At 34.8% G+C, this 17,814-nt stretch carries 14 protein-coding genes; 6 read left to right on the forward strand and 8 right to left on the reverse strand.

Annotation, left to right across the window (positions count from 1 at the left end):
- Positions 1-7: 7 nt before the first annotated feature.
- The 5 genes from ABD676_RS10905 to ABD676_RS10925 all read left to right on the forward strand — a co-directional run bounded on the left by ABD676_RS10905 (position 8) and on the right by ABD676_RS10925 (position 7,410).
- Positions 8-1,027: a D-cysteine desulfhydrase family protein gene (locus tag ABD676_RS10905; RefSeq protein WP_344674705.1), complete on the forward strand. Its 1,020-nt coding sequence runs from the start codon at positions 8-10 to the stop codon at positions 1,025-1,027.
- 143 nt (positions 1,028-1,170) lie between these two features.
- Positions 1,171-2,082: a sugar phosphate isomerase/epimerase family protein gene (locus ABD676_RS10910; protein WP_344674706.1), complete on the forward strand. Its 912-nt coding sequence runs from the start codon at positions 1,171-1,173 to the stop codon at positions 2,080-2,082.
- A 169-nt stretch (positions 2,083-2,251) separates the two neighbouring features.
- Positions 2,252-3,400: a 6-bladed beta-propeller gene (locus ABD676_RS10915; protein WP_344674707.1), complete on the forward strand. Its 1,149-nt coding sequence runs from the start codon at positions 2,252-2,254 to the stop codon at positions 3,398-3,400.
- A 3-nt stretch (positions 3,401-3,403) separates the two neighbouring features.
- Entirely contained in the window at positions 3,404-6,211 is a 2,808-nt protein-coding gene (locus ABD676_RS10920; RefSeq protein ID WP_344674708.1) for a hypothetical protein, read from the forward strand.
- 44 nt (positions 6,212-6,255) lie between these two features.
- Positions 6,256-7,410, forward strand: coding sequence for a 6-bladed beta-propeller (locus ABD676_RS10925; protein ID WP_344674709.1), 1,155 nt, complete (start codon positions 6,256-6,258; stop codon positions 7,408-7,410).
- Positions 7,411-7,489: 79 nt separating this feature from the next.
- Here the strand turns inward: ABD676_RS10925 and ABD676_RS10930 are convergent, their stop codons facing one another.
- Together ABD676_RS10930 and ABD676_RS10935 are read right to left on the reverse strand one after the other, a co-directional pair.
- Positions 7,490-8,752 carry a M56 family metallopeptidase gene (locus tag ABD676_RS10930; RefSeq protein ID WP_344674710.1) on the reverse strand — a complete coding sequence of 421 codons (1,263 nt, stop codon included), beginning with the start codon at positions 8,750-8,752 and terminating at the stop codon, positions 7,490-7,492.
- 179 nt (positions 8,753-8,931) lie between these two features.
- Positions 8,932-9,303: a BlaI/MecI/CopY family transcriptional regulator gene (locus ABD676_RS10935; protein WP_344674711.1), complete on the reverse strand. Its 372-nt coding sequence runs from the start codon at positions 9,301-9,303 to the stop codon at positions 8,932-8,934.
- Between the two features lie 261 nt (positions 9,304-9,564).
- Between ABD676_RS10935 and ABD676_RS10940 the strand changes: the two genes are divergently transcribed.
- Entirely contained in the window at positions 9,565-11,163 is a 1,599-nt protein-coding gene (locus ABD676_RS10940) for a M60 family metallopeptidase (protein WP_344674712.1), read from the forward strand.
- 258 nt (positions 11,164-11,421) lie between these two features.
- On the opposite strand, the gene ABD676_RS10945 is transcribed toward ABD676_RS10940, so the two are convergent.
- From ABD676_RS10945 to ABD676_RS10970, 6 genes are read right to left on the reverse strand one after another with little or no spacing between them, the layout of a single operon-like run.
- Complete coding sequence (locus ABD676_RS10945; protein WP_344674713.1) at positions 11,422-12,657, reverse strand: sulfate adenylyltransferase subunit 1; 1,236 nt, start codon at positions 12,655-12,657, stop codon at positions 11,422-11,424.
- A 27-nt stretch (positions 12,658-12,684) separates the two neighbouring features.
- Positions 12,685-13,575, reverse strand: coding sequence for a sulfate adenylyltransferase subunit CysD (cysD, locus tag ABD676_RS10950; RefSeq protein ID WP_344674714.1), 891 nt, complete (start codon positions 13,573-13,575; stop codon positions 12,685-12,687).
- Between the two features lie 11 nt (positions 13,576-13,586).
- The gene (locus ABD676_RS10955; protein ID WP_344674715.1) at positions 13,587-14,294 is read right to left on the reverse strand and encodes a phosphoadenylyl-sulfate reductase; all 708 of its coding nucleotides are present in this window, start codon (positions 14,292-14,294) and stop codon (positions 13,587-13,589) included.
- 1 nt (position 14,295) lies between these two features.
- Positions 14,296-14,865 (reverse strand): precorrin-2 dehydrogenase/sirohydrochlorin ferrochelatase family protein, encoded by a 570-nt coding sequence (locus tag ABD676_RS10960; protein WP_344674716.1) that lies wholly within the window; start codon positions 14,863-14,865, stop codon positions 14,296-14,298.
- A gap of 1 nt (position 14,866) precedes the next feature.
- The gene (gene cobA, locus ABD676_RS10965; protein ID WP_344674717.1) at positions 14,867-15,634 is read right to left on the reverse strand and encodes a uroporphyrinogen-III C-methyltransferase; all 768 of its coding nucleotides are present in this window, start codon (positions 15,632-15,634) and stop codon (positions 14,867-14,869) included.
- 17 nt (positions 15,635-15,651) lie between these two features.
- Positions 15,652-17,757 (reverse strand): HEPN domain-containing protein, encoded by a 2,106-nt coding sequence (locus ABD676_RS10970; protein WP_344674718.1) that lies wholly within the window; start codon positions 17,755-17,757, stop codon positions 15,652-15,654.
- Positions 17,758-17,814 lie beyond the last annotated feature (57 nt).

A 17,814-nucleotide genomic window follows, 5' to 3' on the forward strand; every position in this document is an offset into this window, starting at 1 on the left:
TTCGAATATGAAATCAATATCAACCTTCGACGAAAAACTCTTGGAAAAAGGAGTAGATCGTCTCATATTACTAAAAAATCCATCTGAAATATTGTTTTTACCAAGGTTAAGTGCGGAATTGGGTCATCGGATTTATGTAAAGCGTGATGATTTGTCCAGCATAGGTATGGGAGGGAACAAATTGAGGAAATTGGAATACCTTTTGGCGGAAGCAAGAAGAGAAGGAGTTAACCGGATTATAACGGTAGGAGCAAGACAATCCAACCATGCTCGATTAACCGCTTATGCAGCTAAGATGTCCGGTTTTGAGGTAGATTTGGTGCTAAAAAACAGTGTGGCTAATTCTTCTGAATTATATAGGAACAACGGGAATATCATTTTAGATGAGTTGGTAGATGCTAAAATTCATGAAATTCCTAATGATCTTCGGGTTTCTGCTTTTATTGAAAAGTTAGTACAGGATTATCGAGAAAAAGGGGAGAAGCCTTATTTTATTCCAGTTGGTGGTTCCAATACTACGGGTGGATTGGGATATGCTCGTGCAGTTCTTGAAATTGAAGAACAGGCTCAATCAATGGATTTAGACTTTAGTCATATTGCTGTAGCTTCAGGTTCTGGTGGTACTCATGGTGGATTGTTGGCAGGAGTGGCCTATTTAGAAAAGGATATTCAGATCCAAGCATATAATGTACAATTGGAAAGGGAACCAATTCTAGAGGATACAAAAACAATTATTAAGGAGATAGCCGGTCTTTTAAATGATCAAGAGCATATCGATGAATCAAAAATTCATTTAAATAATGATTATGTTGGTGAAGGCTACGGCTTATTAAATGAAGAAACAAAAGCTTGTATTAAGCATGTTGCTCAGATTGAAGGGATGCTTTTAGACCCTGTTTATTCGGGAAAGGCCTTTACTGGCTTTATCAATGATATTAAGTTGGGCAAGTTTACTAACAGTCGAGATTTCTTATTTATTCATACCGGGGGTACACCTAGTATTTTTGCTTATGCGGACCGATTTTAGGTATAATAATTCATGAAATTGAGTAGAAATATTGCATTAAAGGTACTTTAATAAATAAAATGTTGTATTTTCCCAACAGAATTCTTGGAAATGGTCCACATTACTTGTAATTCCTAAACCGACAACCCGATTAAAAAACACACATGTTAAGAAAAGACTTTCTAAAGAACATCTCTTTGCTTGCAGGAGCAGGTCTTGCTGCACCCTTATTATCCAGTTATCAGACAAACTCATTCGCTAATTTAAAGATCAAAAAAGGTCTTGGCTATTGGATGATTCAAGAAGACCTATCAATACTCGATAAATTCAAATTAGTGAAAGACTTAGGATTTCATGGAATTGAGTTTAATGCTCCTTTAGAGGTTCCAATTAAGGAATTAATCGATGCTAGAGATAAAACATGTATAGAATTGCCTAGTTTGGTTAATAAAGACCATTGGAATAGACCACTTTCTGATCCGGATCCTAAGGTTCGTGAATTTATTGTTGAATCAGTAGTAAATACTGTTCAAGAGACAAAGATGCTTGGTGGAAATACAGTTTTAGTAGTTCCGGGTATTGTTAATGAAAAAGTATCTTATGAAACTGCCTGGAAGAATTCCATAGCAACGATTCGCCAAATCCTTCCTCGTATAGAAAATACAGGGGTTAAATTAGGAATAGAGAATGTGTGGAATAATTTCTTAATCAGTCCTGTAGAAGCCAAGATGTATTTAGAGGAGATAAATCATCCAGCCGTAGGTTGGTATTTTGATATTGGTAATGTCATGCGTTATGGCTGGCCTGAGCATTGGATTGAAACGCTAGGATCAAAGATATTGAAGTTTCATATCAAAGAGTTTAGCCGACAGATAATGAACAACGAAGGGCTCTCAAAAGGCTTTGGCGTAGAATTGACCAAAGGTGATATTGACTGGGCTAAGGTGATGAAATCAATTCAGGATATTAAGTACAAAGGGGAGTGGATGACTTTGGAAGTTGGGAGAGGTGATAGGACTCATTTACAGAAGTTGTCCGATCAATTTGATACTATTTTAGGCTATATTAACAGTTAATTTCAAAGAAATAATACCTTTGCTTATTGAGTGATTGATAAGTTTGTTTTTATTTGATATCTAAAATATAACTTTAGATATTAAACTTTTTTCATTGTTCAAAGTCTCTTTAAAAAGAGCGCTCGAAAAAGGCTTTTTTGCTTTTATAACCAAAATTAACTAATTATTAATGAGAATTATTTCCCTGATTTTTTTATTGGCTATTTGTTCAAATAATACTTTTGCACAAAGGCTTCTTCACTCTTCCGATATTCCTGTCCAAAAACTTAGAATTATTCCTGAACAACTTAGAGGAGGCACTGTCAGTGAACAGTTGTCAGATTTAGAATATATACCGCTTAATAGTGGTAAAAAAGATGTTATCAGTAGCATTAGTTATGTAGAAATTATTGAAGACAGAATAATTTTTTTCGATTATCAAAATGGTGGGGTTTTTATTTTTGATTTTAAAGGAAACCTAATCAAACGATTAAAAGAAATTGATGGGTATAAACGTAAAAATGACTGGAGAAACTATAGGTTAGAAAAGGTTGGGAACCATTTCAATATTATTGGTCAATCACTTAAAGCTCAGTTTGATAAGAATGGAGGATTAATTGAGTTAGATCAAAGTTATAAATTTGACAGGTCAAGTCCAAAAACTAAAGTAGGCTCTAGTTATTATCAATCTAGTCCATTATTTATAGCTATGGATACTATTGCAGATTATGCCTTGAAGTTCCAAGATAGTGTACTTATCAAATACGATACTCGTGATAGTATTAAAGCTTCTTATACTCCATATATATCTTTAGTGAAGGTTTCTGATAATAAGGCTTATGCTGTCTTCGAAAATACCTATCAACTATTTGAACTTGGGGAAAAGGGTATTATCAACCGAAAACAATTCATATTTCCATTAAAAAATACTATTGATACATCAGAGTATATCCATTTTAAAGATTCTAGAAAATCATATGATTTCTTGACCAAAAATAGATCGAAAATCTTCGGGGTTGGTCGACCTATTCCATATAAACAATATTTGATCCTTTATATTTCGAGCCTTGGATCTTCGAGTTGGGTGGCAATGAACTTGGAAACAAATGAGATCATTAACCTTAATAAAATTTTACCAGATAAATCCAATGATTATGTGGAGTTTTTAGATCATAACTTCTTAATATCTGATGGGGAATACTTGTATAGTTGTATTTATCCAAATTCGATTCAATCTGCTAAAGATAAGTCTCGAGAGGAATCTCATGAACTTCGGAAATCTTATCAAGAGTTCGCCAAATCACCTAATCCAATTCTAGTTCGTTTTAAATTAAAGTAAGGAATGCACCTAAAACCAATTATTACACTAATTCTTTTATTGGGAATTAGCTTAAGTCTTCATGCACAAACCAAAATCCAAGGTATCCTAGTAGATTCTGCTTATAACAGAGTATTGGATGCTGCAGGAGTATCCCTATTCCAGAAAGGTAAAACATCTGTTGATAAAGTCACCTTGACTGACCGGTATGGTAAATTCGAGATTACTGAATCTGCTATTGGGAAACCAATGATATTAGAATTCAGTCTTCAAGGATATGAGAAAGTGAAGATCGAATTTCAACTTCAGGCCAATGAGAAAAAGGATTTTGGACGAATCAATATGAATCAAGTCACCAATGAAATAGAGGCTATTGATTTGATTCCTCCAGTTCGGATGAACGGAGATACCATTGAATTTAATGCTGATGCTTTTGAATTGGATTCTAACGCCGTTGTGGAAGATCTATTAAATAAGTTACCTGGCATTGTAGTCTGGGGTGATGGTGAAGTGACATACAATGGTCGTAAGGTTCCAACTATTCTGGTAAATGGGAAACCATTTTTTGGTTCTGACATGGCAATTGCTTTGCAAAATATAGATAAAAAGGCAGTTAAGAAGCTTCAGGTTTATGATAAAAGGAGTGAGGAGGAAAAGAAAAAGGATCCTTTGGATGAAAAAATGGAAATGAATGTGGTTATGAAGGAGGGTAAAGAAAACATGTTGTTTGGTAGTGTGGGAGCAGGGGCGGGAACTAAAAAGCATTTGCAAGGTCATGGAAACATAAATAAAAGCACATCAAAAACACAGTTTACAATTGCATATTCTGGAAATAATGTCAATAAGGACTTATATAATATTGATCAATTACTAAGGAATACTACCTTCAAAGGCATTGGTGTGAATGCAGATTTTGACTCAGATTTTCAAAGACAGGGAATATTAACGCAACATGTGGCTGGCGGAAGCTATCAGTATGATTTTCTGGGTACTAATACCGTATTCAATAAGCATTTGATTAAAGGTGATATTTCTTCTAAATGGAATAATAATTTAAACACAAACGAATCAACTAGTTTTCTATTAAATCCAGAAGATAAGGAACATAATACCAGGAGCTCCAGCTCAATAAATGATAATAATTACCAGATTCAGCAAGCAAACGTTAATTATGATCGCCAAAACAATCGAATGGAGTCTGGTAAAAGAACCTTCAACTATTCAGCTAATATGAACTTGCAAAACAGCAAGAGTGATAATAACTCGACTAGTAATACATTGTATGATTACCAGAATAATCAATCGAAAAATAGTATTGAAAATGCTGGTTCGAACCTAAACCAACAATTGGGCTTTAATGCTAACTTAAATATTTCGACTAAACAAGAGGTTTTTATGGACAATAAGGAAGCTACATCTTTTTTTGAAAAATTAAGTTATACTTTTCAAATTGGAGGAAATTTCCAAAATAACAGAGACGAATCTGTTAAACGTGGAGAGTATACAAATTTCACTGATGCAGCACTGAACCGATTGAGTAACCGAAATTACGATATCGATTTTCATTCTAGAAGACTTAATGGAGGTTTCAGTGTGTCGCTTAAAAGCTTTACTTTTAATAATAATATCTCCTATTATAGTACTGATAATAATGACCAAGTAGTAGATTTAATCAATTCTAGCCCCCAAGTAAATAACAGTTTATCTCATATTTCTAATTATCATGAATTGGTATATGAGCCAACATTGAGTTATAATAAGACCTTAAAAAATAAATATTTGGATGGTCGATATTATTATAATTTAAGCCTTACTTCAGAACTTAAAGGTAGATTCCACCGAAATGAAAACCAATCTACTTTGGACTATCGAAACCTGAAACAACAATTCAATAGTTTTATTCCATCGTTAAGAATGTCCTACAGCTATAATAAATTAGGTGTCTATGGTTTTAATCAAAGTATAGGATATAACTATAATGAAGAATATGCATTTTTAAATAGAATAAGACCTATTTATGATGATATCAATCCTGGATATCGACATTATGGAACAGACAATAAATTAAAACCTACCGGAGTTCATTCTGTTAGTTTAAATGGGGCATATTATCAATCAAAACAATATGCTACAAATGTTTTTTATTTTGCTAATTATAAATATTACATGGACGGCTTGACAGATAGCATTGTTTATTCAGAAAATGAACAACAAAATTATACAGCTCAAGTACCTAATGGGATGCATGCTTTCAATTACTCTTTGAGTTTTAAAAAACCGTTTTTTATTAAGAAAGATCACACCATGAGTTTGGAACTTAATATGAATGGTAATTTAGGCAATAAATTCCAGTACATCGATGGAAATATACAAGAGATGATTAACATTCGTAATGGATTGGATCTAAAGATTTATTATACCAGACTTAACAAGTTTCAGTTAGCTTGGAAAAATGAATTAAGTGCCTATAAACGCTATGATAAAAAAGCTGAGGATGATAAAAACAATTACAATTCCATAACATGGAGTTCAGGATTGGCAGCAGCTTACTTTATAACGAAGAGGTGGGTAGTGAATACGAATATTGATAATAGATCTAGCTTTTCAAAATTCCAAGATAACCATGCGATAATATGGAATGCGAATACTACCTACAGAATGTTAAAAGGTAATAACCTTGAAGTTAAAGTAGCAGTATATGATTTATTACGACAAAATAAAGGCTTCTACTTTAATGATGGTGTAACTGAATTTACCTCCGGATATAGAAATATCTTAACACAATATTATATGGTCAGTTTAAGCTATATGCCTAGAAGGTTTGGGAAGTAAGGAGTAAGGGATATGACCTGTTCAAATTTAAATTTATGAATAAAATGAAGCCAAGATTTTTGTTGCCATTTATAGGTATACTTTTAATTTATTTTTCGGCAAATGCACAATTAATCCATTATTCTTCGGATATCCCAAAAGAAAAGATTCGAATTATACCTGAACAAATGTATGGTGGTAATGTCTCGGAATCCTTATCAGAATTAACCTATATAGAACTAGAAACGGGTGGAGAAAGAGTTTTGGAAAAACCAGGAGAATTAATTTTCATTTATGATCGAATTGCCTTACTTGATAATAATGAAGGTGTTTTTTACTTATATAACCAACAAGGTAAATTGATCAAAGTAATTGAAAAAATCGATGGTATAAAAATTAAAAACCAAATGTTATTCTATGAATTGATTAAAGAGGGAAATCATTTCGTCGGTTTGGCATCAGACTATAAGGTGAAAATAGATAAGGAAGGAAATATAATTGAAAAGGATTTAAACTATAAATACAAAAACCAAAAAAAATCTATAGAGCTAAATAAGGTAGCATTTGAATACGATATACCAGCTAGAAGTACAGATACTGTTCCAAGACATGCATTGACACGGAATGGCAAACTCTTAGTAAACTATAATTTGAAATACAAAATCAATCAATCTTACTATGAGGGCAAAACATTAATTAAGATAAATGATTCTTTAGGCTTCGTGGTGTTTCCTATTCCTTATACGATTATGGCTCTTAATGAGAAAGGCGTTTCTAAAGTTTATGAATTTATTTTCCCTGCGGTTAATTCTATTGACACCTCCGAATATGGCATGTTTGAAAATAATGTCAAGCTTTATGATTTTGTTGATCATTATCCGCATAAAATACATGCATTTGGGAGAATATTAAACGACAAAAACTACCTCTATTTCTACATGGCAAATTCATATTTTCAAAAATGGGTTGCCTTTGATCAGAAAAATAATAAGTTTATCAGTCTGGTTGACATTGTTCCAGACAAATCCAATGATTTCCTGAATATATTAAATCGAGAAGATTTATATACAGATGGTAGCCTATTATATACCTTTATTTACCCAGATGAGATCGCAGTCGCTAAAATCAAAAGTAAAGAAGAGAAACACGTGATGAGAAAAAAGTATGCTGACCTTGAGAAAAGTAAAAACCCCATACTCGTCCGTTTTAAATTAAAATAAAGAATACAGGTTAGTAGAAAACATTTAAGAAACAAATCAAAGGACATAAAATCAATTATGTCCTTTGGTTTAACTTATCCTATTTTGCATCAAAAAGATAGTTTTTATAAGCCTCTTGAAAGCCTTTTGCGGTATAGATATCAAGTTGATGTATATATTTTCTGCCTTCCTTGGCTTTACCATATAACTTACTGATCGTATAATATACAATATCACTGTTCTCCAAATTACTCAAAGCCTTGTTATTGGATTTCTTTCCATCTATCCACACCCCATATACATTTGGGTTTTTCCAATTTTCAAACATGGTCTTAGTTGGAGATTTCTTTTTTGGTCTCGTATTGCTGGATATAAAAGTAGAAGGGTTTAGAAACATATGATCTTTATTCGTTCTTGCATCCCTTTGTTCCTTATTCATAACATAGGCAATATATCCCATCCTTCGTTTATCAAGACCCGAAATATCAATAAATCGGTCATTAGGATGATTCTTTTTATACTCCTTAATTTTATTTATAGCTTTGTCGTACTCAGCTAGTTGTTCTTTACTTGCACCAATCCCTTCAATAGTATCCTGAGGAGCTTGAAGATTTAGGGCTGTATTCGCCTTTGAAAGCATACTTTCTGCAATAGATTCATTTTCATCAGCATTCTTGTTGCTAAACAATAAGGTTGATCCTGCAATCAGCATGATCGAAAAGCTTGCTAAGAAAGCTTTTCTTTGCCAGTTTTCAGTTTTGTTCATCATGATTATTCTCGTTTTTAGTTGGTTAAAATCTAAATGACTCCCTAATGCCATAACTTGTTTTTCGCTGTTTAAGCCGATTAATAAGTATTGATAAGTCTGAATATTTTCCGGTCGACGGATAACAAAATCATCAGCCAAACACTCATGGTTGTATTTAATGGATTTCTTGGCGAAGTATAATACCGGATTCCAATAAGCAAATATGAATTGTACTTCCAGTATCAAAACATCAATACTATGTAATTGCTTGATATGGGCCATTTCATGCTTCCAAATCAATGGATCAAAACCATTGTTATATTCCTCCTTATGGACAAAAACATAATTAAAAAAGCTAAAGGGACTTATAGCTGAGTCTAATAAGACCACCCTTACTTTTCCAACCTGTACAACTTGATTACTTCGAATTAATAGGTACATTTTCCAAAGATTCCTTATGAATCTAAGGGCGAAAATTACTAGACCACTAAGGAATAAATACCAAATAACTAATTGATAATCTATTGTGCTGGTATTACCTTCATCAGCGATTAGAGTAGATGTCTGCGTGATATTCTCAAAAGTTACGAGCGACTGTTGATGGAGAAATTCCATTGGTTTTACTGGTTGCTCCGAATACGTTGGCAAAGAAATAAAAGGTATTACTATTGGTAGTATCAATACCATTAAAAGGTAAAACCTTTTCCACGAATGGAATTTAATATCCTTAAACCACAGCTCATATGGCAAATAAAGACATAATGAACAGATCAGGTATTTTAAAACGAATAAAATCATGACTGTTTCTTTTTAAGTTCATCATCTATTATTTTTTTCAGTTCAAGCAATTGTTCTTCAGATAGATTACTTGACTTGGTGAAAAATGAAGCGAATTGTAACGGAGAATCATTAAAGAAATCCTTAATTAATCCATTCACTTGTTTTCCAAAATGCTCTTCCTTGGGTACTAATGCAAAATACTTTCTTGAATTTCCCAAAGTCTCAAATCCTACGTATCCTTTATCTTGCATACGCTTTAACAAGGTCAATACAGTAGAATTTGATGGAACTGGTTCTGAAAATTGTTCCATAATATCCTTCATGAATGCTCCATCTAAATGCCAGATGATCTCCATGAGTTGTTCTTCAGTTTTTGATAAGGCCATGTTTACAATTGTCTATGTGTATCTACAAATGTAGATTAATATATTTATGAAACAAGAATTTTTTGAAAAAAATATTTTTAGGTAGGTGAGGGGAGCTCCTTAAAGTAAAAAGGGAAGCGAAATAGAATTCCATCAAATTTATTACAATGAAAGCAATCGATTGATTAGCTTGTTTTGTTTAAAAACGTTCTTGAATAGTCAACAAATGATTTTTAGACACAATCATTTTTATATCTTAGGCTAATTCAACAAAAACCATTTATGAACAAAACCTTATTAACATTAGCTGCAACATGTCTCTTAACGAGTTCACTTTGGGCTCAATCGGCAAAAGACTTTAAACAAGCCTATCAAAATCTTTCCGTATTTGATGATGCATTAGCCACTAAACTAAAGCCGGGTATTAAGAAAAAACAGATCGAAGCAATTACTGATCCTAATATTCAGAAGTTAGCTTTTGATATTTTGGCTGGAACGGACAAGAACCAATATCGATTGGCGACCTACAATGCATTGCTTTCACCGAATACCTTAGGCCATCAATTAGCGATTGGAGACGGTTATAGCAAATATGAAAATGTAACTGGTGTTTATTTACCGATTGGTAAACACGTGATCATTGCAGAAGGAATTGAGGAAGGTAAAGAAGTAAAATTACTTATTCCAAATTGGATGCGTAAAGCGCCAAATCCGGAAGAACCTACTAAAGATCCCAAAGGTTGGGGTATTGAAAAGAAGGAATTTACGCTTCGTAATGGCGTAAATATCATTAATTTAACTGATTTTGGTAGCCTTGCTTACATCAGCTACTTTTCAAATGAACCGTCCAAAGAAAAACCAATCACAGTAAACTTTGTTACTGGCCAAGAAAACGGCTATTTTGATATCAATAAGCATAAAAATGCAGATTGGGATAATATGCTTTCTAAAGCTGTATATCCAATTTTAGATGCAAAGGGAAAGCATATTCAAATTGCGTATCCAGTAGAATCTTTGCAAAAATATGCTGCAGGAAAAGGGGAGGAGCTCATCAGTAATTATGACTCTCTAGTTTATCGTCAGCACCGTATAATGGGCTTAATCAAGTACAATAAAGTGCCTGATAATAAAGTTCTTGCTCGTGTAAACTACAATTATTACATGTTCCGGGATGGTGACGGTGTGGCTTATATGGGTGATAAAAAGGGATATGCAATGGCTATGGTTACAAAGCCTGAATCGGTAATTAAGGGTGATCCATGTTGGGGATTTAGCCATGAGGTTGGCCATGTTCATCAAACAAGACCGATGTTTAATTGGGGAGGTCTTGGTGAAGTAAGTAATAACCTTTTTTCTTTATATGTCATGCGATCCTTTAATAATGAGTCAAGGATCAAGAACCAGGATAATTTCAATAAAGCAAGAAAAAGTATTATAGATGCGAAAATATCGTATTTACAGGATCCAGATGTGTTTAATCGATTAGTTCCATTCTGGCAATTGCAACTATACTTTGAATCTGCAGGAAATAATCCAGATTTCTATCCTGATCTTTTTGAAGCATTCCGTCAGCAATACTTGAAAACAGCCAATAATTCCCGTAGAAATCGTGTTAATTGGAATCCAATGAATAATCAGCAAGAAAGAAATCCTGCTGTTCATCAGCTTAATTTTATTAAAACAGCATGTGAAATCTCTAAAACTGATTTAACAGACTTTTTTGATCAATACGGATTTTTCTTTGTTGGCAATATGAAATACAACGATTATGGCGACTATAATTACGAAATGACACAAGAAATGGTTGATTCTTGTAAAGCTGCTATAAAAGCTATGAATCTACCAAAACCTAAGGTTGATATCAGTAGCTTGACAGATTAATAAATTATCTAATAAAAATTTAAAGCGTTTGAAGGTATTGAAAACTTCAAACGCTTTTTATATTTAAGCTGTCAGTTTATGTCAAATCATGTCATCGTGTATTGTAAATTGAAGGAATGATTAATTTAGTGCTGTAATCAAATATACCTGTCAATTCCCTTAGATTTCTATTATTACATATATTACTTATAATTTATATTATGTTAAATAGTAATTTACGGATATCCCCTTATTAGGAATATCCTTATCCATTTTACCCTATGGAAATATAACTGCACCTACTGTAATGTTTGTTCTAGGATCTATAATAATCGCTCTAGAATTCTCTGAGAAAACTTCTGCTGAATCATAAACAATCTCTTCAGCAGATTTAATCTGCACTTTACCAATATCATTTAATCCTAAAGTTTGATCAAATAATTGTTCTTGAGTATGTACGTCGTATTTGAATAAAATCTCAGGAATTTTTATTTTACTTACTTTACTATGTTTTTGCAGCAAATAGATTTGTTGAACATCCAGTTGTTTGTTATCAAACCAAGCGATATTGGCTTCTAAATTTTTTTCTGTATCTGCCGGTGAATCCAAACTTACTATAATATCGCCTCTAGAGACATCCACATCATCAGCTAAGTGAATCACCACGGAAGCACCATTTTCAGCATATTCTAAAGGATTTTGGTCAAATTCGATTGATTCTACTCTTGAGCGCTGTCCACTAGGAAGAATGACAACCTCCTCACCTACACGCAACCCCTCTCCTAACACTTGACCTGCATAGCCTCTATAGTCATGCAAATCAGTGCTTTGAGGTCTAATAACCCATTGTACAGGAAATCTCCAACCTTTATTTTGATTAGTTTTTATTTCTACATTTTCTAAATATTCCAATAATGATGGACCAGTATACCAAGACGTATTTTTAGATGGATGAACAATATTATCACCTTTTAATGCAGATACTGGAATAAAGTCTACCTCATCCAATCCGAGTTTGGTAGCTAAGTTTAAGTAATCGGTTTTAATATTCTCATATACAGCTAGTTCATAATCCATCATATCCATTTTATTGATACAAACTAATACCTTTTTCAAGTTCAATAATTTAGCTAAAAAAGAATGTCTTTTGGTCTGCTCGATAACACCTTTACGGGCGTCGATTAGAATGATGATTAGATCCGAATTAGAAGCACCGGTAACCATGTTCCGGGTGTATTGAATATGTCCTGGTGCATCGGCTATGATAAATTTACGTTTCTCTGTTTGGAAATACTTATATGCTACATCGATGGTGATACCCTGTTCTCTTTCAGCTTTTAGTCCATCAGTTAGAATAGCTAAATCCACCGTGCCATCATCATTCTTACGATTTGCCTTTTTTATAGCTTCTAATTGATCGTCTAATATAGAATTAGTGTCATATAGCAATCTACCGATTAAGGTGCTTTTCCCATCATCTACGGAGCCTGCTGTTATAAATTTTATAATATTCATGGAAATAATAGTCTTAATGAAATATAATTAAAAATAGCCCTGTTTCTTACGTTCTTCCATTGCAGCCTCAGATACTTTATCATCTAGTCTTGCCCCTCGTTCGCTAACTGTTGAAGCTTTGATCTCTGCAATGATATCGTCTAACTCAACGGCAATAGAATCTACTGCAGCTGTACAGGTCATGTCACCTACTGTCCTGAATCTTACCGATTTATTTTCTACAATATCTTCATTATCTATTTGTAATACCGGATCTGCTGCCATCCATTGCCCATTCCTAAATACAACATCTCGCTGATGACTGAAATAGATAGAAGGCAATGCAATTTTCTCTCTTTTGATATAATTCCATACGTCTAATTCTGTCCAATTGGAGATTGGAAATACACGAACGTTTTCACCTTTTTGGATCTTTCCATTAAAGATATTCCATAGCTCGGGTCTTTGTCTTTTAGGGTCCCATTGTCCAAAATCATCTCGAACAGAGAAAATTCGCTCTTTAGCCCTTGCCTTTTCCTCGTCACGTCTAGCTCCTCCAATACAAGCATCAAATCCATTCTCCGCAATAGTATCCAATAAGGTAACTGTCTGTAATGCATTTCTACTTGCATTCTTTCCCTTCTGTTCAACAACTTTGCCAGCATCAATGCTATCCTGAACATGTCCTATAATGAGTTTCTCACCAATTTGATCAACTAACCAATCCCGAAACTCTATTGTTTCCGGAAAATTATGGCCCGTATCAATATGTACCAATGGAAATGGGAATTTACCTGGTCTAAATGCCTTTTTGGCCAAATGAACCAAGGTAATTGAATCCTTACCACCAGAAAATAAGAGTGCCGGTTTTTCAAATTGTCCAGCAACCTCTCGTAAAATATATATAGCTTCTGCTTCTAAATGATCTAAATAATCCATGTCGTTCTTTTTTATTTACTTATTTGATGTAAACCACACTCCTTTTTGCTTTGGTCCTCCCACCACCATCGGCCAGCTCGAAAGTCTTCTCCTGCAGTAATTGCTCTTGTACAAGGTTGACAACCAATGCTTGGAAAACCCTTGTCATGCAATGGATTATATGGTATGAAGTGATCCTTTAGGTAAGTTTCTACCTCAGCTAAAGTCCAATGAAATAAAGGATGTATTTTAATGATTTGATTGCCTTCGTCCCACTCTATGTATTCCATCAGATCCCTATTAGCCGACTGATCAGCTCGTATGCCTGTGATCCATATTTGGAAGCCAGCAATCGCGCGTTTCAAAGGTTCTATTTTTCGGATAAAACAGCATTCTTTACGATCTTCTACCGAATTGTAAAAGCTTGAAGGACCTTTTTCTCCGAGTAAGGACTGTACCGCTTCAGTATTTGGATAATATGCCCTGATGGGCATTCGATAGATTTCCAGGGTTCTATTCCATACGTAGTAAGTTTCCGGAAATAACCTGCCGGTATCCAATGTGATTAGTTTGGTAGAACTCTTATTTTCTGCTAATAAATGTGTAATCACCTGATCTTCTATGCCAAAAGAAGTGGAAAATACCGCATTCGAACCAAACAGTTGATCAATCTCCTGCAGCATTTCCTTGGCGTTTAACCCTAATAAGGTTATTTTTAATTCTTCTATTCTAGCCTGCATATTACCTGATTAATGATTCTGTATGCGCATTCAATACCTCTATTTTAGCTTTCAAGTCTCCTTTTAGTTGTTTTCTATAGGAAGACATCAATGCTAATGTCTCGTCAATTTCTTCTGGAAGTAAATTCTCTAAAAGCTCTTTAATCCGCTTGGCAATGGTTGGTGATTTTCCATTTGTTGAAATACCAATCTTTAAATCACCCTTCTGTACCACCGAGCCTAAATAGAAATCGCATAAGGCCGGTTTATCAGCTACATTCAATAGGATGTTGTTTTCCGCTGTCAACTCCCGTACATAATCATTAAAAGTTGGGTTGTTGGTCGCTAATATCACAATTTGTTTATCCCAGAGATCTTCTTCCACAAATTCTCTAACCTCCAATTGAATATTCTTTTTTCCATCTATAAATTCCAATAAAGCAATACAAACATCCTTGGCTACAACCTTTATTACAGCATTTGGTGAATTTGTAATCAGTGCTTGAAGTTTTTCCAAGCCTACTGGACCTCCACCAACAACTAAGGTTTTCAATTGATCTAACTTTAAATAAATGGGGAAAAGATGATTCATACTAATGACTTATGCTTACTAATTCTTGACGAAGCTTATTAAACTCTTGATGTTTTGCGACAACCTCACCAATGATAATGATGGCAGGAACTCCTACTAAGGATTCCTCTGCAGCAGTAACAATATTGTCGATTCTTCCCATTACCAATTTCTCATTGGCTAATGAACCGTTTTGAATCAATGCGATTGGTAAATCACCTCTTCCAGCTTGCTGATAAAGTTTTACAATCTCTTTCAGTTTACTGAATCCCATAAGAACAACTACGGTGGCATCGGTATTAACTGCCGTATATAAATCGGCAGATATATGGCCTTCCGTGGTTGAACCGGTAATAACCCAGAACGATTCTGCAATTCCTCGGTAGGTTAAGGGGATTTGTTGTAAACCACTTAACCCAACGGAAGAAGATATACCCGGTACAACTGCAGTTTCAATCCCATACTGCCGTACATAATCTAATTCTTCACCTCCACGGCCAAATACGAATGGATCTCCTCCTTTCAATCGAACAACATGTCCATGCGTTAAAGCATAATCTACCAATAGTTGATTGATGTAATCTTGAGAAGTAGACAGACGCTCTGCTCTTTTTCCCACATATATTTTAGTTGCATTAGCTGGTGCGTGCTCTAATAGCGATTCATTCACCAAAGCATCGTATAGAATAACATCAGCTGATGCAATGGCTTTAATTCCTTTTAGGGTAATTAAATCAGGATCTCCAGGTCCTGCTCCAACTAAGGTTACTTTTGCTTGTATTTTCGTCATGTAATGTTGTTTTTTAGTTATTGTACCACCGCTTTCAATTCTTCTCTTCTTTCCGCTGCTTCTAGGCAGAATGCCTTAGACTGTAATAGATAGGTTTCAGCAAACTCTTTTGAAGGTTCATACTTGTTGATCTGCAGAACTCGCTCACTGAAACTTGTCGGTAAAGTAAAGAGGTCTTCAGCTATGAAATGCTGATCAAATTCAGCTAAAACCGCTGCTTGGGTGGAAACACTTAATCCTTTGTCTAGCAACAGCGCTTTTGCTGTCCATACGAATGCACTATAAGCATGATAAATGGCATCGGCATATTGTCCTTTTCCAATTGCCAAGTCTGCTAAATCCAGTTTCTCTTCGGCTTCGTATAATAAGGTTGCAACCAAATCAATCAACACACCCGCACATTCTCCAACACCAATAGCGGTTGCAAAAGTCTCCTCATGACCCCAGTCTAAATACTCATCCGCAGTTAGGTTGCTCAAGTCAGCTAGTGGTTTTAATAGCTTGTAGAAGTAATCTTTTCCTTGTTGATCGTAATACGCATGAAAGTTTTGTCCTGCAGCCTGATTGTTTTTGAAGTCGGACAATAAAAGATCCAGTACCTGTAAAACACGTTTGGTGGGTACTTTGATAACTCGTTCAGCCACTCTGCCTTCACCATTTCCTACAGTACCTCCGCCTAGCATCACTTGTGCTGCAGGAACAACAGCTGTCCCGGCCTTTACCGAACTACCATGAAAGCCTAAGTGTGCTAATCCGTGTTGACCACAGGAATTCATACAGCCCGAGATCTTAATCTTAAATTCCTTTTCCTGGATAAAATCCTGATGAAATTCATGGATGTAGTTTTCCAACACACGAGCCATTTCAGTTGAATTTGAAATTCCTAAGTTGCAGGTGTCAGTACCCGGACAAGTAGTGATGTCAGCCGTACTATTATAACCAGGTTTTCCAAATCCTAAGGCTACCAAAGCTTCGTATATATGTACTAAAGACTCTTTTCGAACATATTTAAAGAGTAGGTTCTGGTCTTGTGTAATACGGATATCATCAGCAATATGATCCCTTACACCTGCTATTAACTTCCTGGCTTTTTCGGTTGGGATGTCACCAGTTTGAACATTCACATAAACCCCATAGAAGCCTTCTTGTTTCTGTTGGAATGTGTTTGTGCTCTTCCAAAGCTCAAAAGCTAAAGGATCTTGTGGTTCTATTTCGCTAACCTCTTTTGTCGGTAAGTTTGTTGATATTTGACTATGCCGATCTACAACTACTGTTTTATTCTTAATAGCCTTTTTCTCGATTTCTATTAAAGCTAGAACTTCTTCTAATCCAAGCTTTTGAACCAAATACTTAAAACGAGCTTTATTACGATTGTTTCTTTCCCCATGTCGATCAAAAACCCGTAAGGTGGCTTCCATATAAGGGATAATCTCCTCTTCTGCCAAGAATTCATGAACTGTTTGAGCCAATATCGGTTGAGCACCTAATCCACCTCCAAGCATCACCTTAAATCCTCGAATTTCCTTCCCATTCTCTATTCTAATTTTTGGAATAAATCCAAAATCATGAATATAAGAAAATGCTGTATCTAGCTCACTTGATGAGAATGAGATCTTAATTTTCCTTCCCATTTCAGCACAAATGGGATTTCTCAAGAAATAAGTGAAAGTCCTATGCGCATATGGAGACACATCAAAAGGTTCATTGGGATCAATTCCTGCAGTAGCCGATGCTGTGACATTACGAACGGTATTCCCACAGGCTTCACGAAGTGTGATATCGTCCTCCGCCAATTTTGACCACAATTCAGGTGTCCTGTCTAAACTGACGTAGTGTAGCTGGATATCTTGTCTGGTTGTTAAATGCAGATTACCACTTCCATATTCATCTGCGATATCCGCAATTTTTAATATTTGCTGAAATGTAACCTTTCCAAATGGTAGTTTAATCCGTACCATTTGTACCCCCGCTTGTCTTTGTCCATATACCCCTCGAGCCAAACGCAAGGACTTGAATTTCTCCTCGGGCATCTCCCCTTTTCGATATTTTCTAATCTTCTCCGCTAACTCAATAATCTCCTGTTCAACGATAGGATTTTCTAATTCTGTTCGAAAACTCTGCATAGTATTCGCTATTTGTTTATAAATTCTATAAGGTATATCCTCTTAATTTGTGGAATT

Source organism: Sphingobacterium kyonggiense (genome assembly GCF_039536825.1).
GTDB classification, from domain to species: domain Bacteria; phylum Bacteroidota; class Bacteroidia; order Sphingobacteriales; family Sphingobacteriaceae; genus Sphingobacterium; species Sphingobacterium kyonggiense.

Excerpts from the sequence above, each read along its gene's own strand:
- cobA (WP_344674717.1), bottom strand. The coding sequence starts at position 15,634 with ATGACGAAAATACAAGCAAAAGTAACCTTAGTTGGAGCAGGACCTGGA.
- ABD676_RS10945 (WP_344674713.1), bottom strand. The coding sequence starts at position 12,657 with ATGAATATTATAAAATTTATAACAGCAGGCTCCGTAGATGATGGGAAA.
- ABD676_RS10935 (WP_344674711.1), bottom strand. The coding sequence starts at position 9,303 with ATGGCCTTATCAAAAACTGAAGAACAACTCATGGAGATCATCTGGCAT.
- ABD676_RS10925 (WP_344674709.1), top strand. The coding sequence starts at position 6,256 with ATGAAGCCAAGATTTTTGTTGCCATTTATAGGTATACTTTTAATTTAT.
- cysD (WP_344674714.1), bottom strand. The coding sequence starts at position 13,575 with ATGGATTATTTAGATCATTTAGAAGCAGAAGCTATATATATTTTACGA.
- ABD676_RS10955 (WP_344674715.1), bottom strand. The coding sequence starts at position 14,294 with ATGCAGGCTAGAATAGAAGAATTAAAAATAACCTTATTAGGGTTAAAC.
- ABD676_RS10915 (WP_344674707.1), top strand. The coding sequence starts at position 2,252 with ATGAGAATTATTTCCCTGATTTTTTTATTGGCTATTTGTTCAAATAAT.
- ABD676_RS10910 (WP_344674706.1), top strand. The coding sequence starts at position 1,171 with ATGTTAAGAAAAGACTTTCTAAAGAACATCTCTTTGCTTGCAGGAGCA.
- ABD676_RS10930 (WP_344674710.1), bottom strand. The coding sequence starts at position 8,752 with ATGGAATTTCTCCATCAACAGTCGCTCGTAACTTTTGAGAATATCACG.
- ABD676_RS10940 (WP_344674712.1), top strand. The coding sequence starts at position 9,565 with ATGAACAAAACCTTATTAACATTAGCTGCAACATGTCTCTTAACGAGT.
- ABD676_RS10905 (WP_344674705.1), top strand. The coding sequence starts at position 8 with ATGAAATCAATATCAACCTTCGACGAAAAACTCTTGGAAAAAGGAGTA.
- ABD676_RS10960 (WP_344674716.1), bottom strand. The coding sequence starts at position 14,865 with ATGAATCATCTTTTCCCCATTTATTTAAAGTTAGATCAATTGAAAACC.
- ABD676_RS10920 (WP_344674708.1), top strand. The coding sequence starts at position 3,404 with ATGCACCTAAAACCAATTATTACACTAATTCTTTTATTGGGAATTAGC.
- ABD676_RS10970 (WP_344674718.1), bottom strand. The coding sequence starts at position 17,757 with ATGCAGAGTTTTCGAACAGAATTAGAAAATCCTATCGTTGAACAGGAG.